The sequence below is a fragment of the Streptomyces sp. NBC_00631 genome (assembly GCF_045206895.1).
Lineage (GTDB): Bacteria > Actinomycetota > Actinomycetes > Streptomycetales > Streptomycetaceae > Streptomyces.
This window is the reverse complement of record NZ_CP107734.1, coordinates 2,479,459-2,504,244: the sequence shown is the minus strand read 5'-3', so window position 1 is coordinate 2,504,244 and position 24,786 is coordinate 2,479,459. Positions and strand designations below refer to the sequence as shown.

General features: G+C 72.3%; 22 protein-coding genes. 14 read left to right on the top strand and 8 right to left on the bottom strand.

What is annotated here, in order from left to right; all coding sequences use genetic code 11:
- Positions 1–186 precede the first annotated feature (186 nt).
- From OHB00_RS11490 to OHB00_RS11470, 5 genes are read left to right on the top strand one after another with little or no spacing between them, the layout of a single operon-like run.
- Positions 187–1,809, top strand: a complete 1,623-nt coding sequence (locus OHB00_RS11490; protein ID WP_406433873.1) for a sensor histidine kinase — start codon at positions 187–189, stop codon at positions 1,807–1,809.
- On the top strand, positions 1,806–2,213 hold the full coding sequence (locus OHB00_RS11485) for a roadblock/LC7 domain-containing protein (protein ID WP_046726726.1): 408 nt from the start codon (positions 1,806–1,808) through the stop codon (positions 2,211–2,213). Before OHB00_RS11490 ends, OHB00_RS11485 begins: the two co-directional genes overlap by 4 nt.
- Positions 2,210–2,638, top strand: coding sequence for a DUF742 domain-containing protein (locus tag OHB00_RS11480; protein ID WP_406433871.1), 429 nt, complete (start codon positions 2,210–2,212; stop codon positions 2,636–2,638). Before OHB00_RS11485 ends, OHB00_RS11480 begins: the two co-directional genes overlap by 4 nt.
- On the top strand, positions 2,619–3,239 hold the full coding sequence (locus OHB00_RS11475) for a GTP-binding protein (protein ID WP_406433869.1): 621 nt from the start codon (positions 2,619–2,621) through the stop codon (positions 3,237–3,239). The genes OHB00_RS11480 and OHB00_RS11475 overlap by 20 nt, the downstream gene beginning before the upstream one ends.
- Positions 3,240–3,291: 52 nt before the next feature.
- The gene (locus OHB00_RS11470) at positions 3,292–4,779 is read left to right on the top strand and encodes a cytochrome P450 (RefSeq protein ID WP_406433867.1); all 1,488 of its coding nucleotides are present in this window, start codon (positions 3,292–3,294) and stop codon (positions 4,777–4,779) included.
- Here OHB00_RS11470 and OHB00_RS11465 read toward each other — a convergent pair.
- Both OHB00_RS11465 and OHB00_RS11460 read right to left on the bottom strand, forming a co-directional pair.
- Positions 4,776–5,720 carry a pseudouridine synthase gene (locus tag OHB00_RS11465; protein WP_406433865.1) on the bottom strand — a complete coding sequence of 315 codons (945 nt, stop codon included), beginning with the start codon at positions 5,718–5,720 and terminating at the stop codon, positions 4,776–4,778. The genes OHB00_RS11470 and OHB00_RS11465 overlap by 4 nt on opposite strands.
- A 118-nt stretch (positions 5,721–5,838) precedes the next feature.
- Positions 5,839–7,344 (bottom strand): amino acid permease, encoded by a 1,506-nt coding sequence (locus OHB00_RS11460; RefSeq protein ID WP_406433863.1) that lies wholly within the window; start codon positions 7,342–7,344, stop codon positions 5,839–5,841.
- 237 nt (positions 7,345–7,581) lie between these two features.
- On the opposite strand from OHB00_RS11460, the gene OHB00_RS11455 reads away from it, so the two are divergent.
- The 3 genes from OHB00_RS11455 (at position 7,582) to OHB00_RS11445 (ending at position 10,190) form a co-directional block, all read left to right on the top strand.
- Entirely contained in the window at positions 7,582–8,217 is a 636-nt protein-coding gene (locus OHB00_RS11455) for a PadR family transcriptional regulator (protein WP_406433861.1), read from the top strand.
- 180 nt (positions 8,218–8,397) lie between these two features.
- The gene (locus tag OHB00_RS11450) at positions 8,398–9,417 is read left to right on the top strand and encodes an ATP-binding cassette domain-containing protein (protein ID WP_406433859.1); all 1,020 of its coding nucleotides are present in this window, start codon (positions 8,398–8,400) and stop codon (positions 9,415–9,417) included.
- The gene (locus OHB00_RS11445) at positions 9,414–10,190 is read left to right on the top strand and encodes an ABC transporter permease (RefSeq protein ID WP_406433857.1); all 777 of its coding nucleotides are present in this window, start codon (positions 9,414–9,416) and stop codon (positions 10,188–10,190) included. The genes OHB00_RS11450 and OHB00_RS11445 overlap by 4 nt, the downstream gene beginning before the upstream one ends.
- Before the next feature lie 53 nt (positions 10,191–10,243).
- On the opposite strand, the gene OHB00_RS11440 is transcribed toward OHB00_RS11445, so the two are convergent.
- Together OHB00_RS11440 and OHB00_RS11435 are read right to left on the bottom strand one after the other, a co-directional pair.
- Positions 10,244–11,089, bottom strand: a complete 846-nt coding sequence (locus OHB00_RS11440) for a siderophore-interacting protein (RefSeq protein ID WP_406433855.1) — start codon at positions 11,087–11,089, stop codon at positions 10,244–10,246.
- A 116-nt stretch (positions 11,090–11,205) separates the two neighbouring features.
- Positions 11,206–12,135 carry a 5'-3' exonuclease H3TH domain-containing protein gene (locus OHB00_RS11435; RefSeq protein ID WP_406445732.1) on the bottom strand — a complete coding sequence of 310 codons (930 nt, stop codon included), beginning with the start codon at positions 12,133–12,135 and terminating at the stop codon, positions 11,206–11,208.
- A gap of 855 nt (positions 12,136–12,990) precedes the next feature.
- On the opposite strand from OHB00_RS11435, the gene OHB00_RS11430 reads away from it, so the two are divergent.
- Complete coding sequence (locus OHB00_RS11430) at positions 12,991–13,563, top strand: helix-turn-helix domain-containing protein (protein WP_406433853.1); 573 nt, start codon at positions 12,991–12,993, stop codon at positions 13,561–13,563.
- A gap of 173 nt (positions 13,564–13,736) precedes the next feature.
- Here the strand turns inward: OHB00_RS11430 and OHB00_RS11425 are convergent, their stop codons facing one another.
- Positions 13,737–14,855: a TDT family transporter gene (locus tag OHB00_RS11425; protein ID WP_406433851.1), complete on the bottom strand. Its 1,119-nt coding sequence runs from the start codon at positions 14,853–14,855 to the stop codon at positions 13,737–13,739.
- Positions 14,856–14,926: 71 nt separating this feature from the next.
- Here OHB00_RS11425 and OHB00_RS11420 point away from each other — a divergent pair, with 71 nt between their 5' ends.
- Positions 14,927–15,847 carry a LysR family transcriptional regulator gene (locus OHB00_RS11420; RefSeq protein ID WP_406433849.1) on the top strand — a complete coding sequence of 307 codons (921 nt, stop codon included), beginning with the start codon at positions 14,927–14,929 and terminating at the stop codon, positions 15,845–15,847.
- A 385-nt stretch (positions 15,848–16,232) separates the two neighbouring features.
- On the opposite strand, the gene OHB00_RS11415 is transcribed toward OHB00_RS11420, so the two are convergent.
- Entirely contained in the window at positions 16,233–16,925 is a 693-nt protein-coding gene (locus OHB00_RS11415) for a gamma-glutamyl-gamma-aminobutyrate hydrolase family protein (RefSeq protein WP_406433847.1), read from the bottom strand.
- 72 nt (positions 16,926–16,997) lie between these two features.
- Positions 16,998–17,732: a FadR/GntR family transcriptional regulator gene (locus tag OHB00_RS11410; RefSeq protein WP_406433845.1), complete on the bottom strand. Its 735-nt coding sequence runs from the start codon at positions 17,730–17,732 to the stop codon at positions 16,998–17,000.
- 99 nt (positions 17,733–17,831) lie between these two features.
- On the opposite strand from OHB00_RS11410, the gene OHB00_RS11405 reads away from it, so the two are divergent.
- The 4 genes from OHB00_RS11405 to OHB00_RS11390 are packed head-to-tail and all read left to right on the top strand — an operon-like array spanning position 17,832 to position 22,221.
- Entirely contained in the window at positions 17,832–19,196 is a 1,365-nt protein-coding gene (locus OHB00_RS11405) for a glutamine synthetase family protein (protein ID WP_406433843.1), read from the top strand.
- Positions 19,197–19,204: 8 nt separating this feature from the next.
- Positions 19,205–20,584: an aldehyde dehydrogenase family protein gene (locus tag OHB00_RS11400; RefSeq protein WP_406433841.1), complete on the top strand. Its 1,380-nt coding sequence runs from the start codon at positions 19,205–19,207 to the stop codon at positions 20,582–20,584.
- Complete coding sequence (locus OHB00_RS11395; RefSeq protein WP_406433839.1) at positions 20,581–21,372, top strand: 3-oxoacyl-ACP reductase; 792 nt, start codon at positions 20,581–20,583, stop codon at positions 21,370–21,372. The genes OHB00_RS11400 and OHB00_RS11395 overlap by 4 nt, the downstream gene beginning before the upstream one ends.
- A gap of 48 nt (positions 21,373–21,420) precedes the next feature.
- Positions 21,421–22,221: a DUF2510 domain-containing protein gene (locus OHB00_RS11390; RefSeq protein WP_406445730.1), complete on the top strand. Its 801-nt coding sequence runs from the start codon at positions 21,421–21,423 to the stop codon at positions 22,219–22,221.
- Here the strand turns inward: OHB00_RS11390 and OHB00_RS11385 are convergent.
- Positions 22,218–23,420, bottom strand: coding sequence for an amino acid deaminase/aldolase (locus tag OHB00_RS11385; RefSeq protein WP_406433837.1), 1,203 nt, complete (start codon positions 23,418–23,420; stop codon positions 22,218–22,220). The two genes, OHB00_RS11390 and OHB00_RS11385, sit on opposite strands and share 4 nt — an antisense overlap.
- Between the last annotated feature and the right edge of the window lie 1,366 nt (positions 23,421–24,786).

Below are 24,786 nucleotides of genomic sequence, written 5' to 3'. Positions count from 1 at the left end.
GCGTTTTCAGGTGCTTGCCGAATATGACACGGCGTTGATCCGGTCGGACTAAGCTCGCCCGCGGCGCACCGAGTTGAGGTGAATTCGTGCGCCTGTTCCCAATCATACGGAAGATCCCGACTGCTCCATGAACCTTCCCCCCACGAACTCCTCCGACACCCAGCCGATTCGTCTCAGAAGGCATACATGGTGAGTGTGCAACCGCCTCCCAATGGCCGTGAACTTTCCCTGGCGCGGGTGCTGTTGCTGCCCGCCATACTGATGGCCGCGGCGACCGCCGCCGCCGTCGTCCTGGTGGCGGAGCCCGCCCGGACCGCCGTCGCCGTGTGCGGGACCGTCGGCATGCTGCTGGTGCTCGCGACGGCGGCGGAAGCGGTGCGCCGCGGCCGTAGGCTCCGGGACGCCCGGGCCGAGCACGACCGTCACCGTGCGTATCTGGAACGGTGCCTGACCGCGAGCGAGGAGGAGATCGACCGCCTCGGCCGGGAGGTCTTCCCGACCGCGCTCTACCGGCTGAAGGCCGGTGAGTCACCCAAAGAGGTGGTCCGCCAGCTCTTCGAGGTCGACCCCCGGATGCGCCACGCCCCCGAGTCGCAGCGCCGGCTGATCCGCGCCATGCTCGACATCGTCGACGAGGAAGACCTCCAGCGCGACTCCCTGGAGCGCTCGTTCGTCAGCGTCGCCCGGCGCGTCCAGGCCATCGTCCACCAGCAGGCCCACGAACTGCGGGAGATGGAGGAGGACCACGGCCGCAACCCCGAGGTCTTCGACGACCTGCTGCGCATCGACCACGGCACCGCCCTGATCGGACGCCTCGCCGACTCGGTCTCCGTGCTCGGCGGCGGCCGTCCCGGCCGCCAGTGGCCCAACCCCGTCGCCCTCTACAGCGTGCTGCGCGGCGCCATGTCCCGGATCCTGGAGTACCGGCGCATCGAGCTGCACTCCATCTGCCAGGTCAACATCAAGGGCACCTCCGTCGAGCCGGTCATCCACGCGGCCGCCGAACTCCTCGACAACGCCACCCGCTACTCGCCGCCCTCCACCAAGGTGCACGTCACCGCCGTCGAGGTGCAGTCCGGCGTGTGCATCGAGATCGAGGACGCCGGCGTCACCCTGAACGAGGAGGCCCGCGACCGCCTGGAGGGCCTGCTGGAGAAGGCCAAGCAGGGCAAGGACATCCAGGTCCTCGGCGAGAACCCGCGCCTCGGCCTCTCGGTCGTGGGCCGCCTGTGCAAGACGTACAACATGGACGTCTCGCTGCGCGCCTCCGCGTACGGCGGCGTCCGGGCCGTCCTCATCGTGCCCAGCGACATGATGACGACCGACCCGGCCCCCGGCATCGCCCACGGGATCGGCGCCACCGGCATTCCCAAGCCCGAACTCGGCGCCCTCGAAGGCCCCAAGCGGCCGCCCAAGCGGCGCCGGCCCACCAGCCCCCGCATCCCCGCCGGGATCTCCATGGAGGATGACGTCCCCGAGGTCACCGAATGGACGGCGGGCGGGCTGCCGCAGCGGCGCAGCCGCATGAAGACGCCGCTGAGCCAGCGGATCGCCGAGCAGGCCGCCATCGAGCGCGCCGAACGCGAGGGCAACCCGACCATCTGGTCGCAGCACAAGGAACCCGAGCCCGAGCAGCCGGAACCGGAGCGCCGCGAACCCGGCCTCTGGGTCGAGGCGTTCTGGGAGGGGCTCAAGAAGAACAACCCGGGTGTCCACCCCACCGACTTCACCCGGAACCCCACCAAGTACCTGCATCTGATCAATGATCCGGCCGGCACCGAGGCCGACGACGAGGGGGACCTCAAGTGATCCAGCAGCGAGGCAACTTCGACTGGATGCTCAAGCAACTCGCCGACGGGGTACCGGGCGTCGAGATGATCGTCGTGCTCTCCGCCGACGGCCTGCGCATCGCCCGGCACGGCGGCGACCCCGACGCCGCCGACCGGCTCGCCGCGGCCTGCGCGGGCGTGCAGAGCCTTGCCGGTGCCGTCGCCCAGGAACTCCCCATCAGCAACGGCGACATGAACCTCGTCCTGATCGAGATCGACAGAGGCTACTTCTACCTCATGTCCGCCGGCGCCAACGCCTACCTCGCCGTGCTGGCCGACGTCACCTGCGAACCGGGCCGGATGAGCGAGATGATGCGCGACCTCGTCGTGCGCATCGGCGCCCACCTCACCAGTCCGCCCCGGCGGAACGGGCAGACCGTATGACTCCTCCGCAACGCAAACGGCGCCGGCCCAAGCCGGAACACGTTCCGCCCCCGCTCCCGTCCACGCCGCCGACCCCCGAGAGCGGCGGCGAGGACGGCGACAACAAGAACCCCGAACGGCTCTACGTCATCAGCGGTGCCGACGGCGCCCGGGCCGAACTCGACCTGGTCACCTTAATCGTGGCGCGCGCCGCCCCACCGCCCTCCGTCACCCCCGAGCAGGCGGCGCTGCTCCGGCTCTGTCTCGCCCCCCTGTCCGTGGCCGAGCTCTCGGCCTACCTCAACCTGCCGTTCAGCGCGATGACGGCGCTGATCACCGAGCTGATCACGGCCGAACTGGTGCAGGCGCGCGCCCCGATCGTCCGCCAGGCGCTCCCCGACCGTTCACTTCTCGAAGCGGTGATGCATGGACTTCAAAAGCTCTGAGACGATCCCCGGTCCCCGCACCGAGGACCATCTGCCGCACACCGCCCAGGCCGCGGTGAAGATCGTGATCGTGGGCGGCTTCGGAGTCGGCAAGACCACCATGGTCGGTTCCGTCAGCGAGATCAGACCGCTGACCACCGAGGAGACCATGACCCAGGCGGGCATCGGCGTCGACGACAACTACGGTTCCGAGTCCAAGACCGCCACCACCGTGGCCATGGACTTCGGCCGCATCAGCATCACCGACCAACTGGTGCTCTACCTCTTCGGCACCCCCGGCCAGGAACGCTTCTGGTTCCTGTGGAACGGCCTGTTCGAAGGTGCCCTCGGCGCGGTCGTCCTCATCGACACCCGGCGCCTGGAGGTCAGCTTCGACGTCATGGGACGCCTGGAGGAACGCGGGGTACCTTTCGTCGTCGCCGTCAACTCCTTCCCGGACGGGCCCCGTTACCCCATCGAGGAACTGCGCACCGCGCTGGACCTGCCCCCCGATGTCCCCATCGTGGAGTGCGACGCCCGCCGCCGGGCCTCCAGCCGTGACGTCCTGATGACCCTGATGCGCTTCCTGCACTCGCTCGCCATGTCCGGCGCGCTCACCTGACACCTCTTTCCGCTTCTTTCGAACTCTTTCGCATCTCTTCGGAGCGAACACTGTGACGCCTGAATCCCCCTTCCCGGCCGGCACCAGCACCGACCCGGTCCCGCCGCCCGGCTGCCCGGCGCACGACCGCGGCCCCGGCGGACTCCAGCGGCTCTACGGCGCCGACGCGGACCACCTCGGCGAGCTGTACGAGAAGCTGCGCGAGGAACACGGCTCCGTGGCGCCCGTCCTGCTCCACGACGACGTACCGGTCTGGGTGGTCCTCGGGCTCACCGAGAACCTCCAGATGGTCCGCACCCCTGCCGTCTTCACCCGGGACAGCCGGATCTGGACCCCGCTGCGCGAGGGCATGGTCAAGCCCGATCACCCCCTCATGCCGCACATCGCCTGGCAGCCCATCTGCTCGCACGCCGAGGGCGACGAACACCTGCGGCTGCGGGCGGCGGTCCAGGGGGCCATGACCACCATCGACCACCGCAGCATCCGCCGCCTCATCGGCCGCTACACCCAGCTGCTGGTCAACGAGTTCTGCGAGGAGGGCCGTGCCGAACTGGTCTCCCAGTACTCCGAGCACCTGCCGATGGCGGTCATGTGCGAACTCCTCGGCATGCCCGAGGAGTACAACGACCGGATCGTGGAGGCCGCCCGGGACATGCTCAAGGGCACCGAGACCGCGATCGCCAGCAACGAGTACGTCATGGGCTGCCTGACGCGGCTCACCGCCCGGCGCCGGGCCCGCTCCGAGGACGACTTCACCAGCCACCTCATCAACCACCCGGCCGGGCTCAACGACGACGAGGTCGCCCAGCACCTGCGGGTCGTCCTCATCGCCGCCTACGAGACCACCGCCAACCTCCTCGCCAACGCGCTGCGCATGGTCCTCACCGAGCCCGGCTTCCGCGCCCAGCTCAACGGCGGCCAGATGACCGTACCCGAGGCGATCGAGCAGTCCCTGTGGGACGAGCCGCCGTTCAGCACCGTCTTCGCCTACTTCGCCAAGCAGGACACGGAACTCGGCGGCCAGCGCATCCGCAAGGGCGACGGACTGCTCTACGCGCCCGCGCCGGGCAACGTCGACCCACGCGTCCGCCCCGACCTGAGCGCCAACATGCAGGGCAACCGCTCCCACCTCGCCTTCGGCGGCGGCCCGCACGAATGCCCCGGCCAGGACATCGGCCGTGCCATCGCCGACGTCGGGGTCGACCAGCTGCTGACCCGGCTCTCCGACATCCAGCTCGACTGCGACGAGGAGGAGCTGCGCTGGCGCGCCTCGATCGCCTCCCGGCACCTGGTCGACCTGCCGGTGCGCTTCGACCCGAAGCCGAAGCAGGACGTCACCCTCATGCCGAGCCCGGCCCTGGTCCCCCCGCAGCGTACCGACTGGCAGGCCGGCACCATTCGCCCGGCAGCCCCCGCACCGGCAGCTCCGGAACCGGCCCCCGAGCCCCAGCCGGCGGTGCCGGTGGCCGTGGCCGCCTCCGAACCGGCCAGGCCCCGCGGCATCTGGCCCAGGCTGCGCCGCTGGTGGCTGGGCCGCTAACCGGCCCAGTCCTCGTACGACTCCCAGGCCCGCAGCGTTCGCCCGCTGCACAACCGGTGTTCCACCCCCGTGACCGGATCGGTGAACTCCAGCCGTCGCGCCAGCAGTTGCAGCGGCCGCCGGAAGTCACCGTCCGGCACGGGGCCGGTCACGACCGGATACAGCGGATCGCCGAGGATCGGCACACCCAACCGGCTCATGTGAACCCGCAGTTGATGGGTCTGTCCGGTGTGCGGGGTGAGCCGGTACCGTCCCAGGTCACCTCTGCGTTCGACCAGCTCGACGACCGTCTCCGCGTTGGGCTCCCCCTCGATCTCCCGGGCCGCGGGCACCCCACGCTCCTTGCGGATCCGACTGCGCACCGTCCGGGTGACGGCGAGCGACGGGTCGTACGGCGCGATCGCCTCGTACTCCTTGCGTACCCGCCGCTCGCTGAACAGCGTCTGATACGCCCCCCGCTCCTCGGGCCGCACGGTGAACAGCACCAGCCCGGCCGTGAGCCGGTCCAGCCGGTGCGCGGCCCCGAGCGCGGGAATCCCCAGCTCCCGCCGCAGCCGGGCGAGGACGGTCTCGGTGACGTGACTGCCGCGCGGGGTGGTGGCCAGGAAGTGCGGCTTGTCGGCGACGACGAGGTGGTCGTCCCGGTGGACGACCACGAGGGGGAAGGGGACGGGGACCTCGGGCGGCAGGTCGCGGTGGAACCAGAGGTAGCGGCCGGGGGAGTAGGGGGTGTGGGCGGCGACGGGGTTTCCGTCGGCGCCCACCACCAACCCCGCGTCCAGCATCTCGGCGACTGCGCCGGGGGCGGCTCCGGAGAGCCGTGCGACCAGGTAGGCGCCGACGGTCTGCCACTCCTCGGCGAAGGGCAACCGCACCCTGACGGGGTCCACCCCTTGGCGCTGGGGGAGGGGGGAAGGCGGGGCTGCGGTCTTACGTCTCATTTGCAGCCAAGGCTACGGGGAGCGCCCCCTTCTCGGGGGCCGGGGGGCGCGGGGCTGCATCGATATGCGGCTCCGCCGCGTGGACGCGACCAGCCCCCACCCACCCGCACCCGACCTACTACGCCACAGGTTCCGGCACAGCGACCGCACTCCGGGACTCCGCCCGGGTGAGCCTCCAGACCCCGCCCACCACCACAGTCCCGACCAGGAACAACACGGTGAACCACCGGAAGTACCAGTGGCCCCCGCTGGGGTCGTACACCGCCCCCCGCGGCCACGCCAGATTCACGGTCATCACCAGCCCGTACAGCAGCGCGACCGCGTTCACCGGCACCCCCCACCGCCCCAGCGAGAACAACGGCGCCCCGGTCTCGTCCGTCCCCTCGACCCGGAACTCGCCCCGTATCCGCCGCACCAGCAGGGGCCCGGTCACCATCGCGTAGGCGAGGTACAGCATCACGATGCACGTGGTCCCGATCGCCAGGAACGCGTCCGGTGACGCGAAGTCGAGCAGCAGCAGCGCACCGGCCAGCACCCCCACCACCACGGCCGGCGCCCCCGGCATACCGGTCCGCGGATTCACCCGCGCCAGCCGGTCGGCGAACGGCAGCTGCCCGTCCCGTGCCATGGAGAACAGCATCCGGGACGCCGCCGTCTGGATCGCCAGCGTCGCCACCGCGATCGCCACCACCACGTCGGCCAGCAGCACCCGACCCACCCCGTCCCCGAGGCTGCTGGTCAGCACGTAGCTGAGTCCGTCGACCCCCAGGTGTCCGTCGGTCAGGCTGGGCGCGGCCAGCAGGCCGCCCAGGACGACCAGGCCGCCGAGCAGGCCCGCGGCGGTCAGCGCCGTGAGGATCGTCCGCGGCGCCGTCCGCCGCGGCTGGTGCGTCTCCTCGCTCATCTCACCCGCGCTGTCGAAGCCGATCATCACGTACGCGGCCGTGAACGAGCCGACCAGCAGCGCGCCCAGCAGACCGCCCTCGGCGGCCGTACCGGTGTGGAACGTGATGCCGGGGGAGCGCTTGGAGTGGGTGAGCAGCAGCACGATGATCAGTACCGCGCCGATGATCTCGGCGGTCACCCCGACCCGGTTGATCACGGACATCACCCGGTTGTCCATGATGTTGACGAGGGTGGTCAGTACCAGCAGTACGACGCCCAGCACAGCGGCGTTGGCGGCTCCGTCGGCCGAGGCCGGCGAAGCATCCGTGCCGATCAGCTGGAAGCCGGACCAGAGGGCGGGCAGCACCATCTGCAGGGCGAGCGCGGCCGCCGCGACCACCACGATCTGCCCGATCACCATGATCCAGCCGGCGAACCAGCCGAAGGACGGGTTGGACAGACGTGAGGACCACTGGTAGATGGCGCCGGAGATCGGGTAGCGCCCGGCCAGTTCGGCGAAGCACGCGGCCACCAGCAACTGGCCGACCAGCACGGCCGGCCAGGCCCAGAAGAAGACCGGGCCGCCGAACGCGTACCCGAAGGCGAAGAACTGGAAAACGGTCGTCAGTACGGAGATGAAGGAGAACCCGGCGGCGAAGGAGGCGTACCGGCCGAGGCTGCGATGCAGCTCCTGGCGGTAGCCGAACTCCTCCAGGGAGCGGTCGTCGAGTGTCGTCACGGCGGCACCTGCCTGTCAGGCGGACTTCCTGTCGAAGACGGAAATCGCGGATTTCCTGTCGGGCGACAGAAATTAGGGACGCGCTGTTTCGGACGCGTCACGCCGGCGTGTCCGGGGCGGGCCCAAGTCCTCACGTCCTTGCGGAGCTGCACCAGACGCGATACATCGTGTGTATTGACGGTGCGGATCGACTCGCGATATGTTCGGCCACGGATATTCGGAAGCGAGGTGGTCGGCGTGGCGGCGAAGCGGCGCAAGCTCAGCAATCCCCTGGCGCTCGTCGTGCTGACGACCCTCTGGCAGAAGCCGATGCATCCGTACGAGATCGCCCAGACCATGCGCCGGCAGGGGAAGGACACCAGTACCCGGATCAACTACGGCTCGCTCTACACGGTCATGCAGAACCTGGAGAAGCACGGCTTCGTCGAGGTGGCCGACGTGGAGCGGCAGGGCAACCGCCCGGAGCGCACGGTCTACGGCATCACCGACGCCGGGCGCGAGGAGATGATCCACTGGCTGTCCGACCTGATGGCCGTACCGGCGAAGGAGTACCCGATCTTCGAGACCGCGCTCTCGCTGATGGGTGCCCTGCCGCCGGACGAGGTCGAGCGCCTCCTGGAGCAGCGGCTGAGCTCCCTGGAGGTGGAGGTCACCGGCGGCAGGGCCGTGCTGGAGAAGCTGCACGGGACGGTGCCCCGGCTGTTCGTCGTCGAGGTCGAGTACCACCTGCACATGCTGGAGGCGCAGACCGAATGGGTCCGCGGCTTCGTGCGGGAGATACGGGACGGTTCGTTGCCGGGCGTCGAGGGCTGGCGCCGCTTCCACGAGACCGGCGAAGTGCCCCCGGAGTTCACGGAGGTGGACCAGCAGTAGCGGCAGCCGAGAGAGAAACAGACCCCGGCAGAGCTGTTGCAGCAGCTCCGCCAGGGTCTCGAACCCCGAGCTGAACCCGCCGTGAGGCAGATCCGGGCGATCGAGGTGCGGCACACCCAGGATAGCCCGGTGCTCCTCAAGCGGATCAGCTGTCATCCGCTCACTCAGGAGAGCCCTGTCATGAACACCCGTGCGCCCGCAGTGCAGGCGCGCCAGCTGATCAAGACCTATTCCGGCGACGTCACCGCGCTGAACGGCATGGACGTCACCGTCGAAGCCGGCACCGTCTTCGGGCTCCTCGGGCCCAACGGCGCCGGCAAGTCCACCACCGTCAAGATCCTCACCACCCTGGCCCGTTCCGACTCGGGCACCGCCACCGTGGCCGGCCATGACGTGCTGCGCCATCCCGACCGGGTGCGCCGCGCGATCGGTGTCGTGGCCCAGAACTCCGGCGCCGACCCTGTGGCCACCGGCCGCGAGAACCTCCGGCTCCAGGGCAGGCTCTACGGCCTGCGTGGCACCGGTCTCGACCGCCGAGTCGACGAACTGCTGGACCGCTTCACCCTCACCGAGGCCGCCGGCCGCCAGGTCAAGGGGTACTCCGGCGGGATGCGGCGCCGACTCGACGTGGCTCTCGGGCTGGTCCACCGCCCCGAGGTGCTCTTCCTGGACGAGCCCACCACCGGCCTGGACCCGGAGGCCCGCGCCGCGATGTGGGACGAGATCGGCCGGCTGGCCGGCGAGGAGGGCCTGACCATCCTGCTCACCACGCACTACCTGGAGGAGGCCGACCGGCTCGCCGAGCGGATCGCGATCGTCGACCGCGGCCGGGTCGTGGTCGAGGGCACCCCCGACTCCCTCAAGGGCGAACTGCGCGGCGACGCCGTCCACGTGGAGTTGCGCGAGGCGCCCGGAGAAGCCGGCCGCACCCTGCTCACGGGCGCCCTGACCGGGTTGCCGGGCGTCCGCGAGGTGCTGTTCGACGGGCGCAGGATCAGCGCCCGCGCAGACGACGGGGCCGCCGCGATGCCCGCGCTGCTCGCCGAGCTTGAGCGGGCCGGGGTGACCGTGGTGACGGCGACCGTCGCCCGCCCGTCCCTCGACGACGTCTATCTGCGCTACGCGGGCCGCCGGTACGCGGAGGCCGACAGCGCGTCCGGGAGCCCGGACGCGCCCGCCCTGGCCGGAGGTGCCCGATGAGCAACGCCGTCTCCCAGACCTGGTACATGACCCAGCGACAGCTGCTGGTGTTCGCCCGCCAGCCCGCCTACGCGATCATCACCCTGATCCAGCCGGTGATCTGGCTGTTCCTGTTCGGCAGCCTCTTCAGGAAGGTCGTCGAGCTGGGCGGCTTCGGTACCACCTCCTACCTCGACTACCTGGTGCCGGGCGTGGTGGTGATGAGCGCGCTCAGCTCCAACATGTGGGCGGGCATGGGCACGTTGGAGGAGATCCAGCGCGGCACTCTCAACCGCTTCCTGACCACCCCGGTCAGCCGGGCCGCGCTGATGAACGGCAACGTGGTGAACAACGGCCTGGTCACCGCCGGCCAGTCGCTGATCATCGTGCTGCTCGGCCTGCTGGGCGGCGCCGACTACCCGGGCGGGATCGGCGGCACAGCCGTCCTGGTGGTGGCCGCGGTACTGCTCGGCACGATCTTCGGCGCGCTGTCCAACGCGCTCGGCATGCTGGTCCGGGAGCGCGAGTCGATCATCGGGATCAACACCTTCCTGCTGCTCCCGCTGACCTTCCTGTCCAGCGCTTTCATGGCGCCGTCCCAGATGCCCGGCTGGATGCGGCACATCGCCGACTTCAACCCGCTCAACTGGGCGATGGTGGCCGGCCGTTCGGCGATGTCGGCGGACCCCGACTGGGGTGCGGTGCTCGGCCGTGGCGGGGCGCTGCTGGCGCTGGCGGTCGCGGCCGTGTGGCTGTCGATCAGGACCTTCAGGTCGTACCAGCGGTCGGTGTAGACCGGCCGGCACAGGGACCGGCGGCACCCTCGGGTGCCGCCGGGCCGAATGTCTCAGGCCGCGGCCGCGCCGTTCTCCTGCTCCGCCTCGATCCGGGCGTTCCACTCGCGCTTGGAGGCCTGCCAGCCGTCCTCGTTGTGGCCGAGCCGCCAGTAACCGGAGATCGACAGGTCCTCGCGCGGAATCCCGTTCTCCACGCGCAGCAGAGCCCGCAGTTCCTTGACGAAGCCCGCCTCGCCGTGCACGAAGGCGTGCACCCGGCCCTGCGGGAACTCCAGCGCCCGTACGGCTGCGACCAGGGCCTCGCCGACCGGCCGGGAACCGCGGTGCAGCCAGACGACCTCGACGTCGGAGTCGATCTTCTGCTCCTCCTCGGGGCCGGAGACCTCGACGAAGGCGAACGCCTTCGACCCGGCCGGCAGTGACTCCAGGGCGCGGGCGATCGCGGGCAGCGCGCTCTCGTCACCGGCGAGCAGATGCCAGTCGGCGCTCGCGTCGGGGGCGTAGGCACCGCCGGGACCCATGAAGTGCACGGTCTCACCGGGCTGCACCCGGCAGGCCCACGGCCCGGCCAGGCCCTCGTCGCCGTGCACCACGAAGTCCAGGGTCAGCTCCCGGTGTTCGGCATTCCAGGAGCGCACGGTGTAGGTCCGGGTCACGGGCCAGTGCTCGCGGGGGAACTCGGCGCGGATCCGCTCCAGGTCGAAGGGGGCCGGATAGCTGATGCCCGCTGGTCCGAAGAGGAGTTTCACGTAATGATCGGTGCAGGTGTCCGCGGCGAAGCCGGCCAGTCCGTCACCGCCGAGGACCACGCGCTGCATATGGGGGCTCAACCGTTCGGTGCGCACCACCTGAGCGGAATGGGGCTTACGCGGCTTACGTCCCGGGCGCTCTGCCATGACCGGCCTCCCTGCTCAATGGTTAGGTTTACCTAAGTTAGCACCTCCTTCCCAGTTAACACCTCTTCCATGAACACTCGATGAGAGTGTTTTGCCGGAAGCATTCCTTCGCGGAGTCAGGCTTCCAGCGTCACCAGCAGGCGAGTCAGCGAGCCGCCCAGACCCCAGCGGGCGGCCAGCGCGTCCAGCCCCGCCGGGTCGCGGGGGGCCTTCGGCAGCGCGGTGTCGACGTCCGGCAGGGGTACGTCGCCGGCGACCCGCACCACCCGCGGCGCCACGGCGACATACGGCCGGGCCTCGTCCAGCCGCTTGCGCTGCGACGGCGTGAGCTTCGCCTTCGGGTCGTCGACCGCGGCCATGATCCCGGCCAGGTCGCCGAACTCGGCGAGAAGCTTCGCGGCCGTCTTCTCCCCGATGCCCGGCACTCCCGGCAGGCCGTCGCTCGGGTCGCCGCGCAGCAGAGCCAGGTCCGCGTACCCGCGTCCGTCCACCCCGTACTTCTCGCGCAGCCACGCCTCGTCGGTCGTCTGCAGCGTGCCGACCCCCTTGAGCGGGTACAGCACCCGCACCCCGCGCGCGTCGTCCACCAACTGGTAGAGGTCGCGGTCGCCGGTGACGATGTCCACCGGACCCTCGGCGCGCGCGGTGAAGGTGCCGATCACGTCGTCGGCCTCGTACCCGGCGACGCCGACCCGGGCGATGCCGAGCGCGTCCAGCACCTCCTCGATGACCGGCACCTGCGGGGACAGGGTGTCCGGCACCTCCTCCTCGTCCGGTCCGCTCTCGTGCTCCTCGGCGACCCGGTGCGCCTTGTAGGAGGGGATGAGATCGACCCGCCACTGCGGCCGCCAGTCGGCGTCCATGCAGGCCACCAGCAGGTCCGGCCGGTGGTCCTTGACCAGCCGGTCGATGAAGTCCAGCAGCCCGCGCACGGCGTTCACCGGCGTGCCGTCCGGCGCCCTCACGGAGTCCGGGACGCCGAAGTAGGCGCGGAAGTACAGCGAGGCGGTGTCGAGAAGCATCAGTCGTGCGGTCACGCCCCGCATCATGCCGTACGGCACTGACGGCGACCGGCCGCTGCGCCGGAGTCGCGGGCCGCCCCCGGCACCGGCCGGCCCTCCCGGCACACCGGCGATGCCGGCGGACGCCCCCCCGGCGCCTACGAAAAGGATCCGGCCAACCACATAGCGCTACGGCCTTGCCCAAGCCTTTCCGCCCTGCTGACCGGAGCCGGTCGACCGCACGCTCGACGCGAGCCGCACCACCTCCCGGCTGCGCCGAGGGCGCCCGGGCAGCACCGTGGTCCGCTGCGACACCGGGGAACTGACCGGCCACCACCGCCCCGACCGCGCCACCCTCCGCCGACTCCGGGCCGCGCCGCGGGACTTCACCGTCCGGCGGGCCCGCCCGGAGCGCCGCCGCGACCAGGGCACTCCTCGCGCGGGGCGCGGCGGGAACATCGGTGACCGCACACGCATTGAACTTATGGGGTGCTCCCTCGTCCTGGTCAGGGGCGGCGCCTGCGAGCCGGCTTCGGGAACCGGCCGACGTACGCCCATGACCGCGTCTCCGGCCGGGCCGACCGGCTGTGTCCGCGGGCCCGGGCGGCGGCCCGGCCCTCGCCCGTCCTCCCGCCGCGCCGAGTCACCGGTCCCGACGGCCGTCCGGCCCTGCCGGCCAGCGTGTTCATACCGAAGGAGGAGTCGGCGCCCGGCCAGTCCGGTCGGCCGGCGTACTGGCGCGAACTGTGAGGGTCGCGCTCACCGGACGTGCAGGGATGTGACGGCCGCCTGAAACGGTTTGCCGAACATGCGTAGGGTGCAGAGAACCCCTCAGGAGGGGCCCGGCCGACGCGGGGCCCCCGAGGGACGGAACGACGAGCGAAGGAGGGAGCCGGAGCGATGGGCGACCACAAAGACCAGCAGCCCGTGCGGGTGGGCGCGGCGGTCCGGCGGCGTCGCCGTGCGCTGGAGCTCACCCTCGCCGTCGTGGCCGAGCGCAGCGGCCTGTCGGTGCCCTTCCTGAGCCAGGTCGAGAACGACAGGGCCCGCCCCAGCCGCACCTCCCTGGAGAAGCTCGCCGACGCCCTGCGCACCACGGCCGTCGAACTCCTCGCCGCCGCCGACCCGGCCTGCAGCGTCGACGTCGTACGGGCCGAGGACGCCACCGACCCCGACTTCGCACCCCAGGTGCGTTCCCTGGTCCGCGGTCACCACCAGTTGCACGCCTCCGAGTTCACCGGCGACCACGACGCCGGCCGCGAATTCCAGCACCGCAACGACGAGTTGATGTACGTCGCCGACGGTGCCGTGGAGATCGAGGCCGAGGGCCGCGCCTACCGCCTCGGCCGCGGCGACACCCTCTACCTCACCGGCGGGGTCCGCCACCGCTGGCGCGCGACGGTCCCGGACACCCGGGTCGTCGTGGTGGCGGTGGCGGAACACATCGAGGCAGTCCACGATCGCCAGCGCTGACGTCCCCCCTTCCACGTAGGCGCACTCTGAAGCGCCCCGCACCGCAGCGCCCCATAAGGGGCGCGGGGCTGTATCTGATCCGCGGCTGCCGCCGCGTGGGCGCGACCGGCCACACCGCACCCGCACCCGGTCAGGGCGAGTCGTCTGCCTCCCCGGACTGCCCAGTGCGCTGGTCAGCGGACGGCACCTGACCTGGTACGGACCCTCACTGTCCGCGGCGCCACGGGTGCTGGGCGAGGCGCTGCGAGCAGCTCACCGCTGAGCAGCCCGCGCACGGTGCCGGAGGCGGCCGCCGACCAGCCGGCGACAAGGACGGCGTACAGGCCCACCGCCAGCCAGTGGTACGCGGCCAGCCCGGTGTGCCGCCCGAGCGCGGCGGCGCCCGTGACACACGTCCCCACGGGGAAGGTGAACGCCCACCACGTCATGGCGAACCGCATCCCCTGCCGCCGAGCCCGCACCACGTGCGCGGCCGCCAACGCCAGCCACAACAGCGCGAACCCCAGCACCGGGACGCCGTACAGCACCGCGAGGAGGCCGAAACCAGCGGCGTACGGTGGCGGTACGACGCCGGGGGCGAAGTCCGCGAAGGCGCCCACCGCCGTCGTGGACTGCCCGAGCGGGCCCAGCACCAGGAAGACCGTGGGGGTCAGGACGAGCGGCAGCGGACCGCTGGTGACCAGCCGGGCGAAGACGAGCGTCAGCATCAGCAGCGTGCCGAGCAGACTCAGACCGAAGAGCGCGAAGCAGCCGTAGAGCAGCGTCTCGCGCGGCTGGCCGGGCGGCAGATGCAGGACCAGCTGCGGCCCGACCGCGGCCGACACCATCGGCGCGACCAGCGGCAGCAGCCATACCGGGGAGGCCTGACCGGGCTCGACCCGATGCCGTACGGCGAGCAGGTACGGCACGGCGACGGCCGCCGCTAGTCCCACGGCGGTACCGGTGACGAAGAGCACCGAGCCGAGCGCGACGGCGGCCGGCTCCCCGATCCAGTCCCGACCGAGGGAGAGGGCACCGGCCCCGACGGCGAGCAGGGCCATGGCGAGGCAGCCGTAGAACGGTGCCACGGCGGGGTCCTGGAGATGCGCGCGGGCCTGGCCCAAGTGGTGGGTCCAGTGCAGGACCCGGGCGGCCAGCAGGACCACGAGCTGCAGCAGGGACAGGGCCCACACGCCGACGAGGAGCTCGCGCAAGCCGTCGACGCCGAGCGCGCCGCCGCCGAGGGCGAGGGCGGCGGTGCCCATGACGGAGGCGTACCAGTTGGGGCCGAGGTGACGGACTGCGGTGACCATGGATCCAACGGTTCCGCCGTTCCGCGCCACCGGCCAGGGAGTCCTTCTCTATGGGGGCATAAGCTGGTCTTATGAGCGAGACCGAGGGACGGGCGGCAGGGGGCACGCTGGCGCACCGGGTGCCGGACCTCGGCGCGCTGGAGCTGCTGCTGGCGGTGGCGCGGCTGGGCAGCCTCGGGGCGGCGGCGCGGGAGGTCGGCATCACCCAGCCGGCGGCCAGCAGCCGGATCCGTTCCATGGAGCGGCAGCTGGGCGTGGCCCTGGTCGACCGTTCACCGCGCGGCTCCCGGCTGACGGATGCCGGGGCGCTGGTGACCGACTGGGCGCGGCGGGTGGTGGAGGCGGCGGAGGCCTTCGACGCGGGTACCCAGGCGCTCCGGGACCGGCGGGACTCGCGGCTGCGGGTCGCGGCGAGCATGACCATCGCCGAGTACCTTCTGCCCGGCTGGCTGCTCGCGCTGCGCGCCCAGCGTCCCGACACGGCGGTGTCCCTGCTCGCCGGCAACTCGGCGGCGGTGGCCGAGCGGCTGCTCGCGGACGAGGCGGACCTGGGCTTCGTGGAGGGCCTGTCGGTTCCGCACGGCCTGGACTCGGCGGTGATAGCGCACGACCGCCTGATCGTCGTGGTCGCCCCCGGTCACCCCTGGGCCCGCCGCCGGCGCCCGCTCGCGGCGGCGGAGCTGGCGGCGACGCCGCTGATCCTCCGCGAACGCGGCTCAGGCACCCGCCAGGTCCTCGACGCGGCGCTGGGCGGCCTGGCCCGCCCGCTGATCGAACTGTCGTCGACCACGGCGGTGAAGGCGTCGGCGGTCGGCGGCGCGGGCCCCGCGGTCCTCAGCGAACTGGCACTGGGGGAGGAACTGGCGATGCGGCGGCTGGTCGCCGTCCCGCTGGAGGGCATCGCCCTTCGCCGCGACCTGCGGGCAGTCTGGCCCACCGGCCACCGCCCGACCGGCCCGGCCCGCGAGCTGCTCTCCCTGACCCGGGGTTAGAACTCCGTCGCCCACCCACCACCCGACTCGGTCACTCGAAGAGGAGCCGCCGCAAAAGACAGCCCGCCAGGCGTGCGGGGACGAAGGCGGGCCCGCACCGCGTTCCGGCTTGTCCGGGCGTGCGGGGGCGGAGGGGGGCCCGCGTCGCGTTCCGGCTTGTCCGGGTGTGCGGGGGCGGAGGGGGGCCCGCACCGCGTCTCGGCTTGTCCGGGCGGGTGAGGACGCAGGTCTGCCCGCACCCCCTCCAGCCCGTCCGGCGTTTGAGGACGAGGCCGTTCAGGCCGATGCGGGGGTCCGGGGGCGGCAGCCCCCGGAACGGGCGGTCGAAGGGGGCCCACCCCCTGGAGGACGGGACGGGTAGGGGCGGCGGGGGCGAGAATCCGGCTCAGTGCGTGGATGCGGCGGTGACCAGGGCTGCCATCACGCGCAGGTCCTCGCCCATCTCCGGATGCCACTGCACCCCGACGGCCCAGCCCCGTTCCGCGGGCAGTTCGATCGCCTCGACCGTCCCGTCGGCCGCGTGCGCCGACACCAGCAGCCCCGCGCCGAGGCGGTCCACCGCCTGATGGTGGAAGGTCGGGACCGACGTCTCCTCCGGGACCGTCTCGGCGTACCGGGTGCCGGGGACCGGCTTCACCTCGTGGCGGCCGAAGACCCCGGGCACCTCCGCGTGCCCGTCGATGTGCTGGACGAGAGTGCCCCCGAGGGCGACGTTCAGCAGCTGCATGCCCCGGCAGATGCCGAGCACCGGTACGGCCGTGGCCAGCGCGGCGTCGATGAGGGCCAGCTCCCAGGCGTCCCGGGCACGAGCGGGACGCCCGGTGCGCGGGTCGGGCTCGGCGCCGTAGCGCACGGGCTCCACGTCCGGGCCACCCGCGATCACCAGGCCGTCCAGGCGGGCCACCGTCGCCGCCGCGTGCTCCGGGGCGTCCGGCGGCAGCAGCGCGGCCAGGCCGCCGGCCCGCTGGACGAGGCGTGGGTAACCGGCCGGCAGCAGGGCCGCCTCCAGCTCCCAGACTCCCCAGCGCGTCCCGGCCTCCAGGTATGTACTCACGCCGATCAGCGGCCGTCCGGGCATGGACCCTCCCCTGTCACAAAGGTGTGCGTGCACACCTTTATCGCACACCCTGATGACAGGCCGGTCGGGCCGTCACGCCAGGAAGCCCCGCAACAGCGCCGCCGTCCCGGCGCAGTGCTCCCGCATCATCTCCCGCGCGCCGTCCGCGTCCCCGTCCAGCACCGCCTCCACCAGCGCGATGTGCTGGCGCTGCGAGTGCTCCAGGTTGCGGACCAGGAGCGGGATGCAGTCGAGGAGGTCGTTGACCGTCGCCCGTACGGCGGCGTACTGGGCGGTGAGGGAGGGGGAGCCGCACAGCTCGGCGATCGTCAGATGCAGCAGGGTGTCCAGGCGGCGGTAGTGCGCCAGCGGCGCCTCGTGCGTGCGGGCGAGCGCCTCCCGCAGCCGGAGCGCCTGCTCGCCCGTGAGCCCGTGCGCCGCGCACAGGCCCGCCGCGCCCACCTCAAGCACCTCCCGGAACCGGAGCACGTCCTCGATGTCGACCTCGGCGATCCGGCGCCGCAGCTCGTCCTCGCCGCCCGCGTCCGTGCGCGGCAGCACGAAGGTCCCGCCGTACCGTCCGCGCCGGGACTCCACCAGGCCCTGGTCCTGAAGCACTTTCAGCACCTCGCGCAGCGTCACCCGGCTGATCCCGAGCCGCTCCGCCAGAACCCGCTCGGCGGGCAGCCGCTCGCCGCCCGGAACCAGGCCCAGCCGGACGACCTGCAGGATCTGCTCCAGCGCCTCCTCGAAGCCGTTGCCCGCCCGCACCGGTCGCAGCACCGGAGTCAACGGGTCGTCGAGGGCGCCGTCCGCGTCCAGCGACATATGGCCGTACCCCCTTCCCAAGCAATGGTTCCCTTCAATACCTTAGAGCTCCCCGACCGGCCCCAGAAGCGCTGCGTGAAAGAAGCCGAAGGAGCTCCCGTGGCAGACCGCACACCCCCGCTGAGCGTCGAGGAGCTGCACACCCTCGTCGCGAGCGGTGAGATCGACACTGTCGTCCTGGCCTTCCCCGACATGCAAGGGCGGTTGCAGGGCAAGCGGTTCGCCGCCCGCTTCTTCCTCGACGAGGTCCTGCGCCACGGCACCGAGGGCTGCAACTACCTCCTCGCCGTCGACACCGAGATGAACACCGTCGACGGCTACGCCATGTCCTCCTGGGACCGCGGCTACGGCGACTTCGCCATGCACCCCGACCTCGCCACCCTCCGCCGCGTGCCCTGGAACGCGGGCACGGCGATGCTCATCGCCGACCTCGCCTGGAACGACGGCTCCCCGGTCGTCGCCGCGCCCCGGCAGATCCTCCGCCGCCAGCTGGAGCGCCTCGCCGAACTCGGCTACACCGCACAGGTCGGTACGGAGCTGGAGTTCATCGTGTTCAAGGACACCTACGAGGCGGCCTGGGACGCCAACTACCGCGGGCTGACCCCGGCCAACCAGTACAACATCGACTACTCGGTACTGGGGACCGGGCGGATCGAGCCCCTGCTCCGCCGGATCCGCAACGAGATGGCGGCCGCGGGACTGACCGTCGAGTCCGCCAAGGGCGAGTGCAACCCCGGACAGCACGAGATCGCCTTCCGCTACGACGAGGCCCTCGTCACCTGCGACCAGCACGCCATCTACAAGACCGGCGCCAAGGAGATCGCCGCCCAGGAGGGCGTCTCCCTCACCTTCATGGCCAAGTACAACGAGCGGGAGGGCAACTCCTGCCACATCCACCTGTCGTTGACGGACACGGCCGGCCACAACGTCTTCGCCGCCCCCGACGGGCACGGCATGTCCGACGTGATGCGGCACTTCCTCGCCGGACAGCTCGCCGCCCTCCGCGACTTCTCGCTCCTCTACGCGCCCAACATCAACAGCTACAAGCGGTTCCAGCCGGGCTCCTTCGCCCCGACCGCCGTCGCCTGGGGCCAGGACAACCGCACCTGCGCACTGCGAGTCGTCGGCCACGGCCGCTCGCTGCGCTTCGAGAACCGGCTGCCCGGCGGCGACGTCAACCCGCACCTCGCCGTCGCCGGGCTGGTCGCCGCCGGCCTGTACGGCATCGAGCAGCAGCTGGAACTCCCCGAGCCCTGCCCCGGCAACGCCTACACCGCCGACTTCGCCCACGTCCCGACCACCCTCCGCGAGGCCGCCGAACTCTGGGAGAACAGCCCCGTCGCGAAAGCCGCCTTCGGCGACGAGGTCGTCGCGCACTACCGCAACATGGCCCGCGTCGAACTGGAGGCCTTCGACGCCGCGGTGACCGACTGGGAGCTGCGCCGCTCCTTCGAACGCATGTGAGGCATCACTTGTCGCAACAGTACGAACTCGACGTCCTCGACCCGGCCACGGAGGAGGTGATCGCGACCGTCCCGGGGGCCGGTGAGGAGGACGTCGACACCGCCGTACGCCGGGCCGCGCGGGCCCAGGAGCGCTGGTCCGCGCTCGCGCCCGGCGAACGGGCCCGGCTGCTACGCCGGTTCGCCGCCGCCGTCGACGAACACCGCGAGGAACTCGCGCAGTTGGAGGTCCGCGAAGCCGGTCACACCATCGGCAACGCCCGCTGGGAGGCCGGCAACGTCCGCGACCTGCTCGACTACGCGGCCGGCGGAGTGGAGCGGCTGACCGGACGCCAGATCCCGGTACCCGGCGGCCTCGACGTCACCCTCCTCGAACCCCTCGGGGTCGTCGGTGTCATCGCCCCCTGGAACTTCCCCATGCCCATCGCGGCCTGGGCCACCGCCCCCGCCCTCGCGGCCGGCAACGCGGTCGTCCTCAAGCCCGCCGAGACGACCCCGCTCACCGCCCTCCGGCTCGCCGAACTCGCCCTGGTGGCAGGGCTCCCGGAAGACCTCTTCCAGGTGCTCCCCGGCCGCGGCGACATCGCCGGCGAGGCCCTGGTCCGCCACCCCGGCGTCGCCAAGATCGTGTTCACCGGCTCCACCCGGATCGGCAGGCGCATCATGGCGCTCTGCGCCGACCAGGTGAAGCGCGTCACCCTCGAACTGGGCGGCAAGAGCCCCAACCTCGTCTTCGCCGACGCCGACATCGAGGCCGCCGCGGCCGCCGCCCCCATGTCCTTCCTGGACAACTCCGGCCAGGACTGCTGCGCCCGCACCCGCATCCTCGTCCAACGGCCCGTCTACGACCGCTTCCTGGAACTCCTCGCCCCCGCGATCGAGTCCGTCTCGGTCGGCGACCCGGCCGACGAGCGGACGGACATGGGCCCGCTGATCTCCCAGGCCCAGCTTGAGCGGGTCCGTTCGTACGTCGACGCGGACGCGCCCGGCATCCGGGGCAAGGCCCCCGAGGGCCCCGGCTTCTGGTTCCCGCCGACCGTCCTCACCGGCGTCGACCCGCACGCGCGCGTGGCCGTCGAGGAGGTTTTCGGACCGGTCGCCGCCGTCATCCCGTTCGAGGACGAGGCCGACGCGATCCGGCTGGCCAACGACACCGACTACGGCCTCTCCGGCTCGATCTGGACCCGCGACGTGGGCCGCGCCCTGCGCGTCTCCCAGGCCGTCAAGGCCGGCAACCTGTCCGTCAACTCCCACTCCAGCGTCCGCTACTGGACCCCCTTCGGCGGCTACAAGCAGTCGGGGATCGGCCGTGAACTCGGCCCGGACGCGCTCGCCGCCTTCACCGAAACCAAGAACGTCTTCATCAGCACGGAAGGCCCCGCACAGTGACCGCTGAGACCCCCGACATCGTCTGCCGCCGACTCGTCGGCCGTACCGCCGTCATCACCGGAGCCGGCAGCGGCATCGGCCTCGCCACCGCGCGGCGGCTGGCCTCCGAGGGCGCCCACGTCGTCTGCGGCGACGTCGACGAGACCCGGGGCAAAGCCGCCGCCGAGGGGGTCGGCGGGCTCTTCGTGAAGGTCGACGTCACCGATCCCGAACAGGTCGAGGCGCTGTTCAGGACCGCGTACGACACCTACGGCAGCGTCGACATCGCCTTCAACAACGCCGGTATCTCGCCGCCCGACGACGACTCCATCCTGGAGACGGGACTTGAGGCCTGGAAGCGCGTCCAGGAGGTCAACCTCACCTCCGTCTACCTGTGCTGCAAGGCCGCCATCCCCTACATGCGGCGGCAGGGCAGGGGCTCCATCATCAACACGGCGTCCTTCGTGGCCCGGATGGGCGCGGCCACCTCGCAGATCTCCTACACCGCCTCCAAGGGCGGAGTTCTGGCCATGTCCCGTGAGCTGGGCGTGCAATTCGCCAGGGAGGGCATCCGGGTCAACGCGCTCTGCCCCGGACCGGTCAACACCCCGCTTCTCCAGGAGCTGTTCGCCAAGGACCCGGAGCGGGCCGCCCGCCGCCTGGTGCACATCCCGCTGGGCCGGTTCGCCGAGGCCGAGGAGATCGCCGCCGCCGTCGCCTTCCTGGCCAGCGACGACTCCTCCTTCGTCAACGCCAGCGACTTCCTGGTGGACGGCGGGATCTCTGGGGCGTACGTCACGCCCCTCTAGGAGCCCGTGTACGGACCCCGACCCCCGCCCTACAGTGCGGGAGTGAGCATGACCCCGCCCGGCTGGCACGCCGACCCGCACGCCCCGCACCTGGAGCGCTGGTGGGACGGACGGGCCTGGACCGAGCACCGGCGCACCCCGTCCGGCCTCCCCGCGCCGCCGCCCCCGGCGGCCCGGGCGTCCGGACGGGCCAAGGCGGTCGCGCTGACATCCGCCGCGGCCGTGCTGGCCACGGCGATCGTCTGCGGCGCGACCGTGCTCCGCACCGACGAGGCGAGCGGCCGAGCCGACACGACGGTCCGCACCGCGCCCAGCCCGGCGGCGCCCCCGGCCCTCGTCGTCGACCAGCTCAACGGCATCAGCCTGCCGGTGCCGGCCGGCTGGACCGGCTCCTCGTACCTCGCCCAGAACGACGTCGTGATGACCACCGCGGGCACCTACGCCTGCCCGGCCCACACCGGCCGGTGCCGCCACGGCCAGGTCATCAGCCGTACCGCGGGAGACGCCGACGGTGCCTCCCCGCGCACGGTCGCCGAACGGGACGTACCCGACGCGGCCGAGGCGGCGTACGGCCAGGATCCCGGCGGACGGCGGCCCTTCGGGGGCATCCGGTCCCACCGGGTCGTCAAGGCCGGGCGGGTCGCGGTGGCCGGCCGCGACGGCTACCTGGTGCGCTGGCGGATACGGACCGCCGACGGGCCGGGCGGCTACGTCCAGTCCGTGGCCTTCCCGTCCGCCACCGGCGTGCCGGCCCCGGTCGTCGTCCGGCTCGTCTTCGACGCGGGCCCGGACGGACCGCCACTGTCCGACATGGACGCCATCACCGGCGGCATCAGGCCGGTCGGTTAGAGGAAGGTGTGACCTTCACCCCGGTACGTCGGTACGGTCGCCGTCACCCGGTCGCCCTCGACCAGCTGCAACTCGGCGAACCGCTCGCACAGCTCGCCCGCCTTGGCGTGCCGGAACCACACCTTGTCGCCGATCAGCAGGTCGTCCGCCGCCGAGCCGAGCAGCGGGGTCTGCACCTCGCCGGGGCCCTCCTGCGAGTCGTACGACAGCCCCTCAGGCAGGTACGGCACCGGGAGCCGGTCCGGGCCCGCGACGCCCGAGGCCGGGTAACCGCCGCCGAGGACCGTGACGACCCCCACACCGGGCCGCCGCACCACCGGCATGGCGAACAGCGCGGCCGGCCGGCCGGTGAACGACGTGTAGTTGTCGAAGAGGCGCGGCACGTACAGGCCCGACCCGGCCGCTATCTCGGTGACCGCGTCCTCCGCGGCCGTGGTCTGCACACTGCCCGTGCCGCCGCCGTTGACGAACTCCAGGCCGGGCGCCACCGCGCGGACCGCCCGCACCACCGCGGCGCGCCGCTCGGCCAGCTCACGGCGGGCGGTGGCCTGCATCAGACGCACCGCGCGGGAGCGCAGCGGCCGGCCGGCGACGTCGTCCCCGACCCCGGCGATGTGCCCCTCGTACCCCATGATCCCGACGAGCCTGAAGCCCGGCCGCCGGGCCACGGCGCGGGCGAGGTCGGCGAGCTGGGCGGGGGAGTACAGCGGCGAGCGCCGGGCCCCGACCCGCACCCGGCCCCCGAACAGCTTCAGCGAGGTGTCCAACTCCAGGCAGACCCGGACCACTTCACCGCCGCCGTCACGGGCGGCGTCGATCAGGTCGAGGTGCGCCGGATCGTCGATCATCACCGTCACGGCGGCGGCCAGCTTCGGATCGGCGGCCAGCTCCGCGAACCGGGCCCGGTCCGCGGACGGATACGCCAGCAGGATGTCGTCGAACCCCGACCTCGCGAGCCACAGCGACTCCGCCAGCGTGAACGACATGATCCCCGCGAAACCCTCCTTCGCGAGGACCCGTTCCAGCAGGTGCCGGCAGCGCACGGACTTGCTCGCGACCCGGATCGGCTTCCCGCCGGCCCGGCGTACGAGGTCGTCCGCGTTGGCGTCGAAGGCCCCCAGATCCACGATCGCGAGAGGGGCGTCCAGGTGGGCGGTGGCCCGGTCGTAACGGGCCCGGTCGGCGGCGCGCGCAGTCATGAACGAAGCCTGCCAGACAGGATTACCGCAGGGTAGGGGGACGATCCGGGCAGATGCCGCGGGGCCGCGGACTGGTTCCCGTTCGGCCTCGGACAACCCGTAGAGTGACGCGCACGTACGGCGGAACGGACCTGGTCGCCTGACCCGCACCGGGATGCGGATCCGCGCGTGCGGGTATGCGTGCCCGGGAGCGGACGGCTCCCCGCCGGGGAGCACGACGGCCCGTACGAGGAGTTGGCCCGGGCATGAGGAAACGGGGGGCGCATGAGCGGCGAAGCGCGGCACGCCCCGATCCCACGGCAGCCCTCGCCGGACCGCGCCCCGACAGCGCCCACCGGGGAGCCCGCGCCGACGGCCGACGGGTCCCGGCCGGGGAACGGCGGCACCGGCCAGGGCGACGCCCCGCACGCGGCCGACGCGTCCCGCCGGGCGGACCGGCCGGGGTTCTTCGACCGGCCGAACCGAGTGAACCGCTCACCGCGGCCGGACGTATCCACTGGCAGGACCGGGATCACCGGGCAGGACCAGCTGCCGGGAGGGCCTGGCGGGCAGCAGAGTCGTGATGACCGGACGAGTCGGGGCGGTGTGGTGGGCCAGGGCGAACAAGGGGCGGGGGACAGGGCCGTAAGCCGCTCGACGTCCGCCGAACGCATCACTCGGCCCCGCTACCCCAACCTCCGGCCACCCCAGGGCCGCCCCATCGCGTCCGCACCGCCCCCACCGGCCTCGGCCCGCTTCCCGGACGCACCCGCGGCCTCCTCCGACCGCGAGACCGGCCGCCCTGCGCCGCCGACGCCCTCGGTCCGGGAGCCCGACCGCTCGGTACCGCCCGGGTCGTCGGCGTTCCCCGGTGGGGAGACCGGTCGAGGGGGACCCTCTGCGTCCGCGGGCCCGGCGTCCGGTCGGGCAGTGGCGCCCGAGGTCCCCGGACGGGGCGCGCCGTTCCGGCTGTCGTACGGTCCGGGGCCGTCGCCCCGGCGCCCGGGGTCCGGACCGGAACCGAGCGGCTCGCCGCGCGCTGCGCGCACCGCCGCGGAACCGGAGCCGTCGGCGGACGAACCGCGCGCAACAGCCCGGCCGCGGACCGCGCACCCCGGCAGTCCTGCCGAGGCGTCGAGCGACACGACCGAGAACTCGGCCGGCGCGGCCGGGCCCGGACGGCTCGAACGACAGCGCGGCGACTTCCCGGCCACCACCATCGGCGCACGGGAGTCGGGCAGCGCGTGGAGCCCGCACATGCGGACGTTCCCCGTACCGACGGCCCCACCGCGCCCCACGACACCCCCGAAGGCCGCCCCGCCGCCGCCCCGTCCGCCCCAGCCCCCGGCCGCCGGCACTCCACCGCGTCCCACGGCCGCCCCGACGG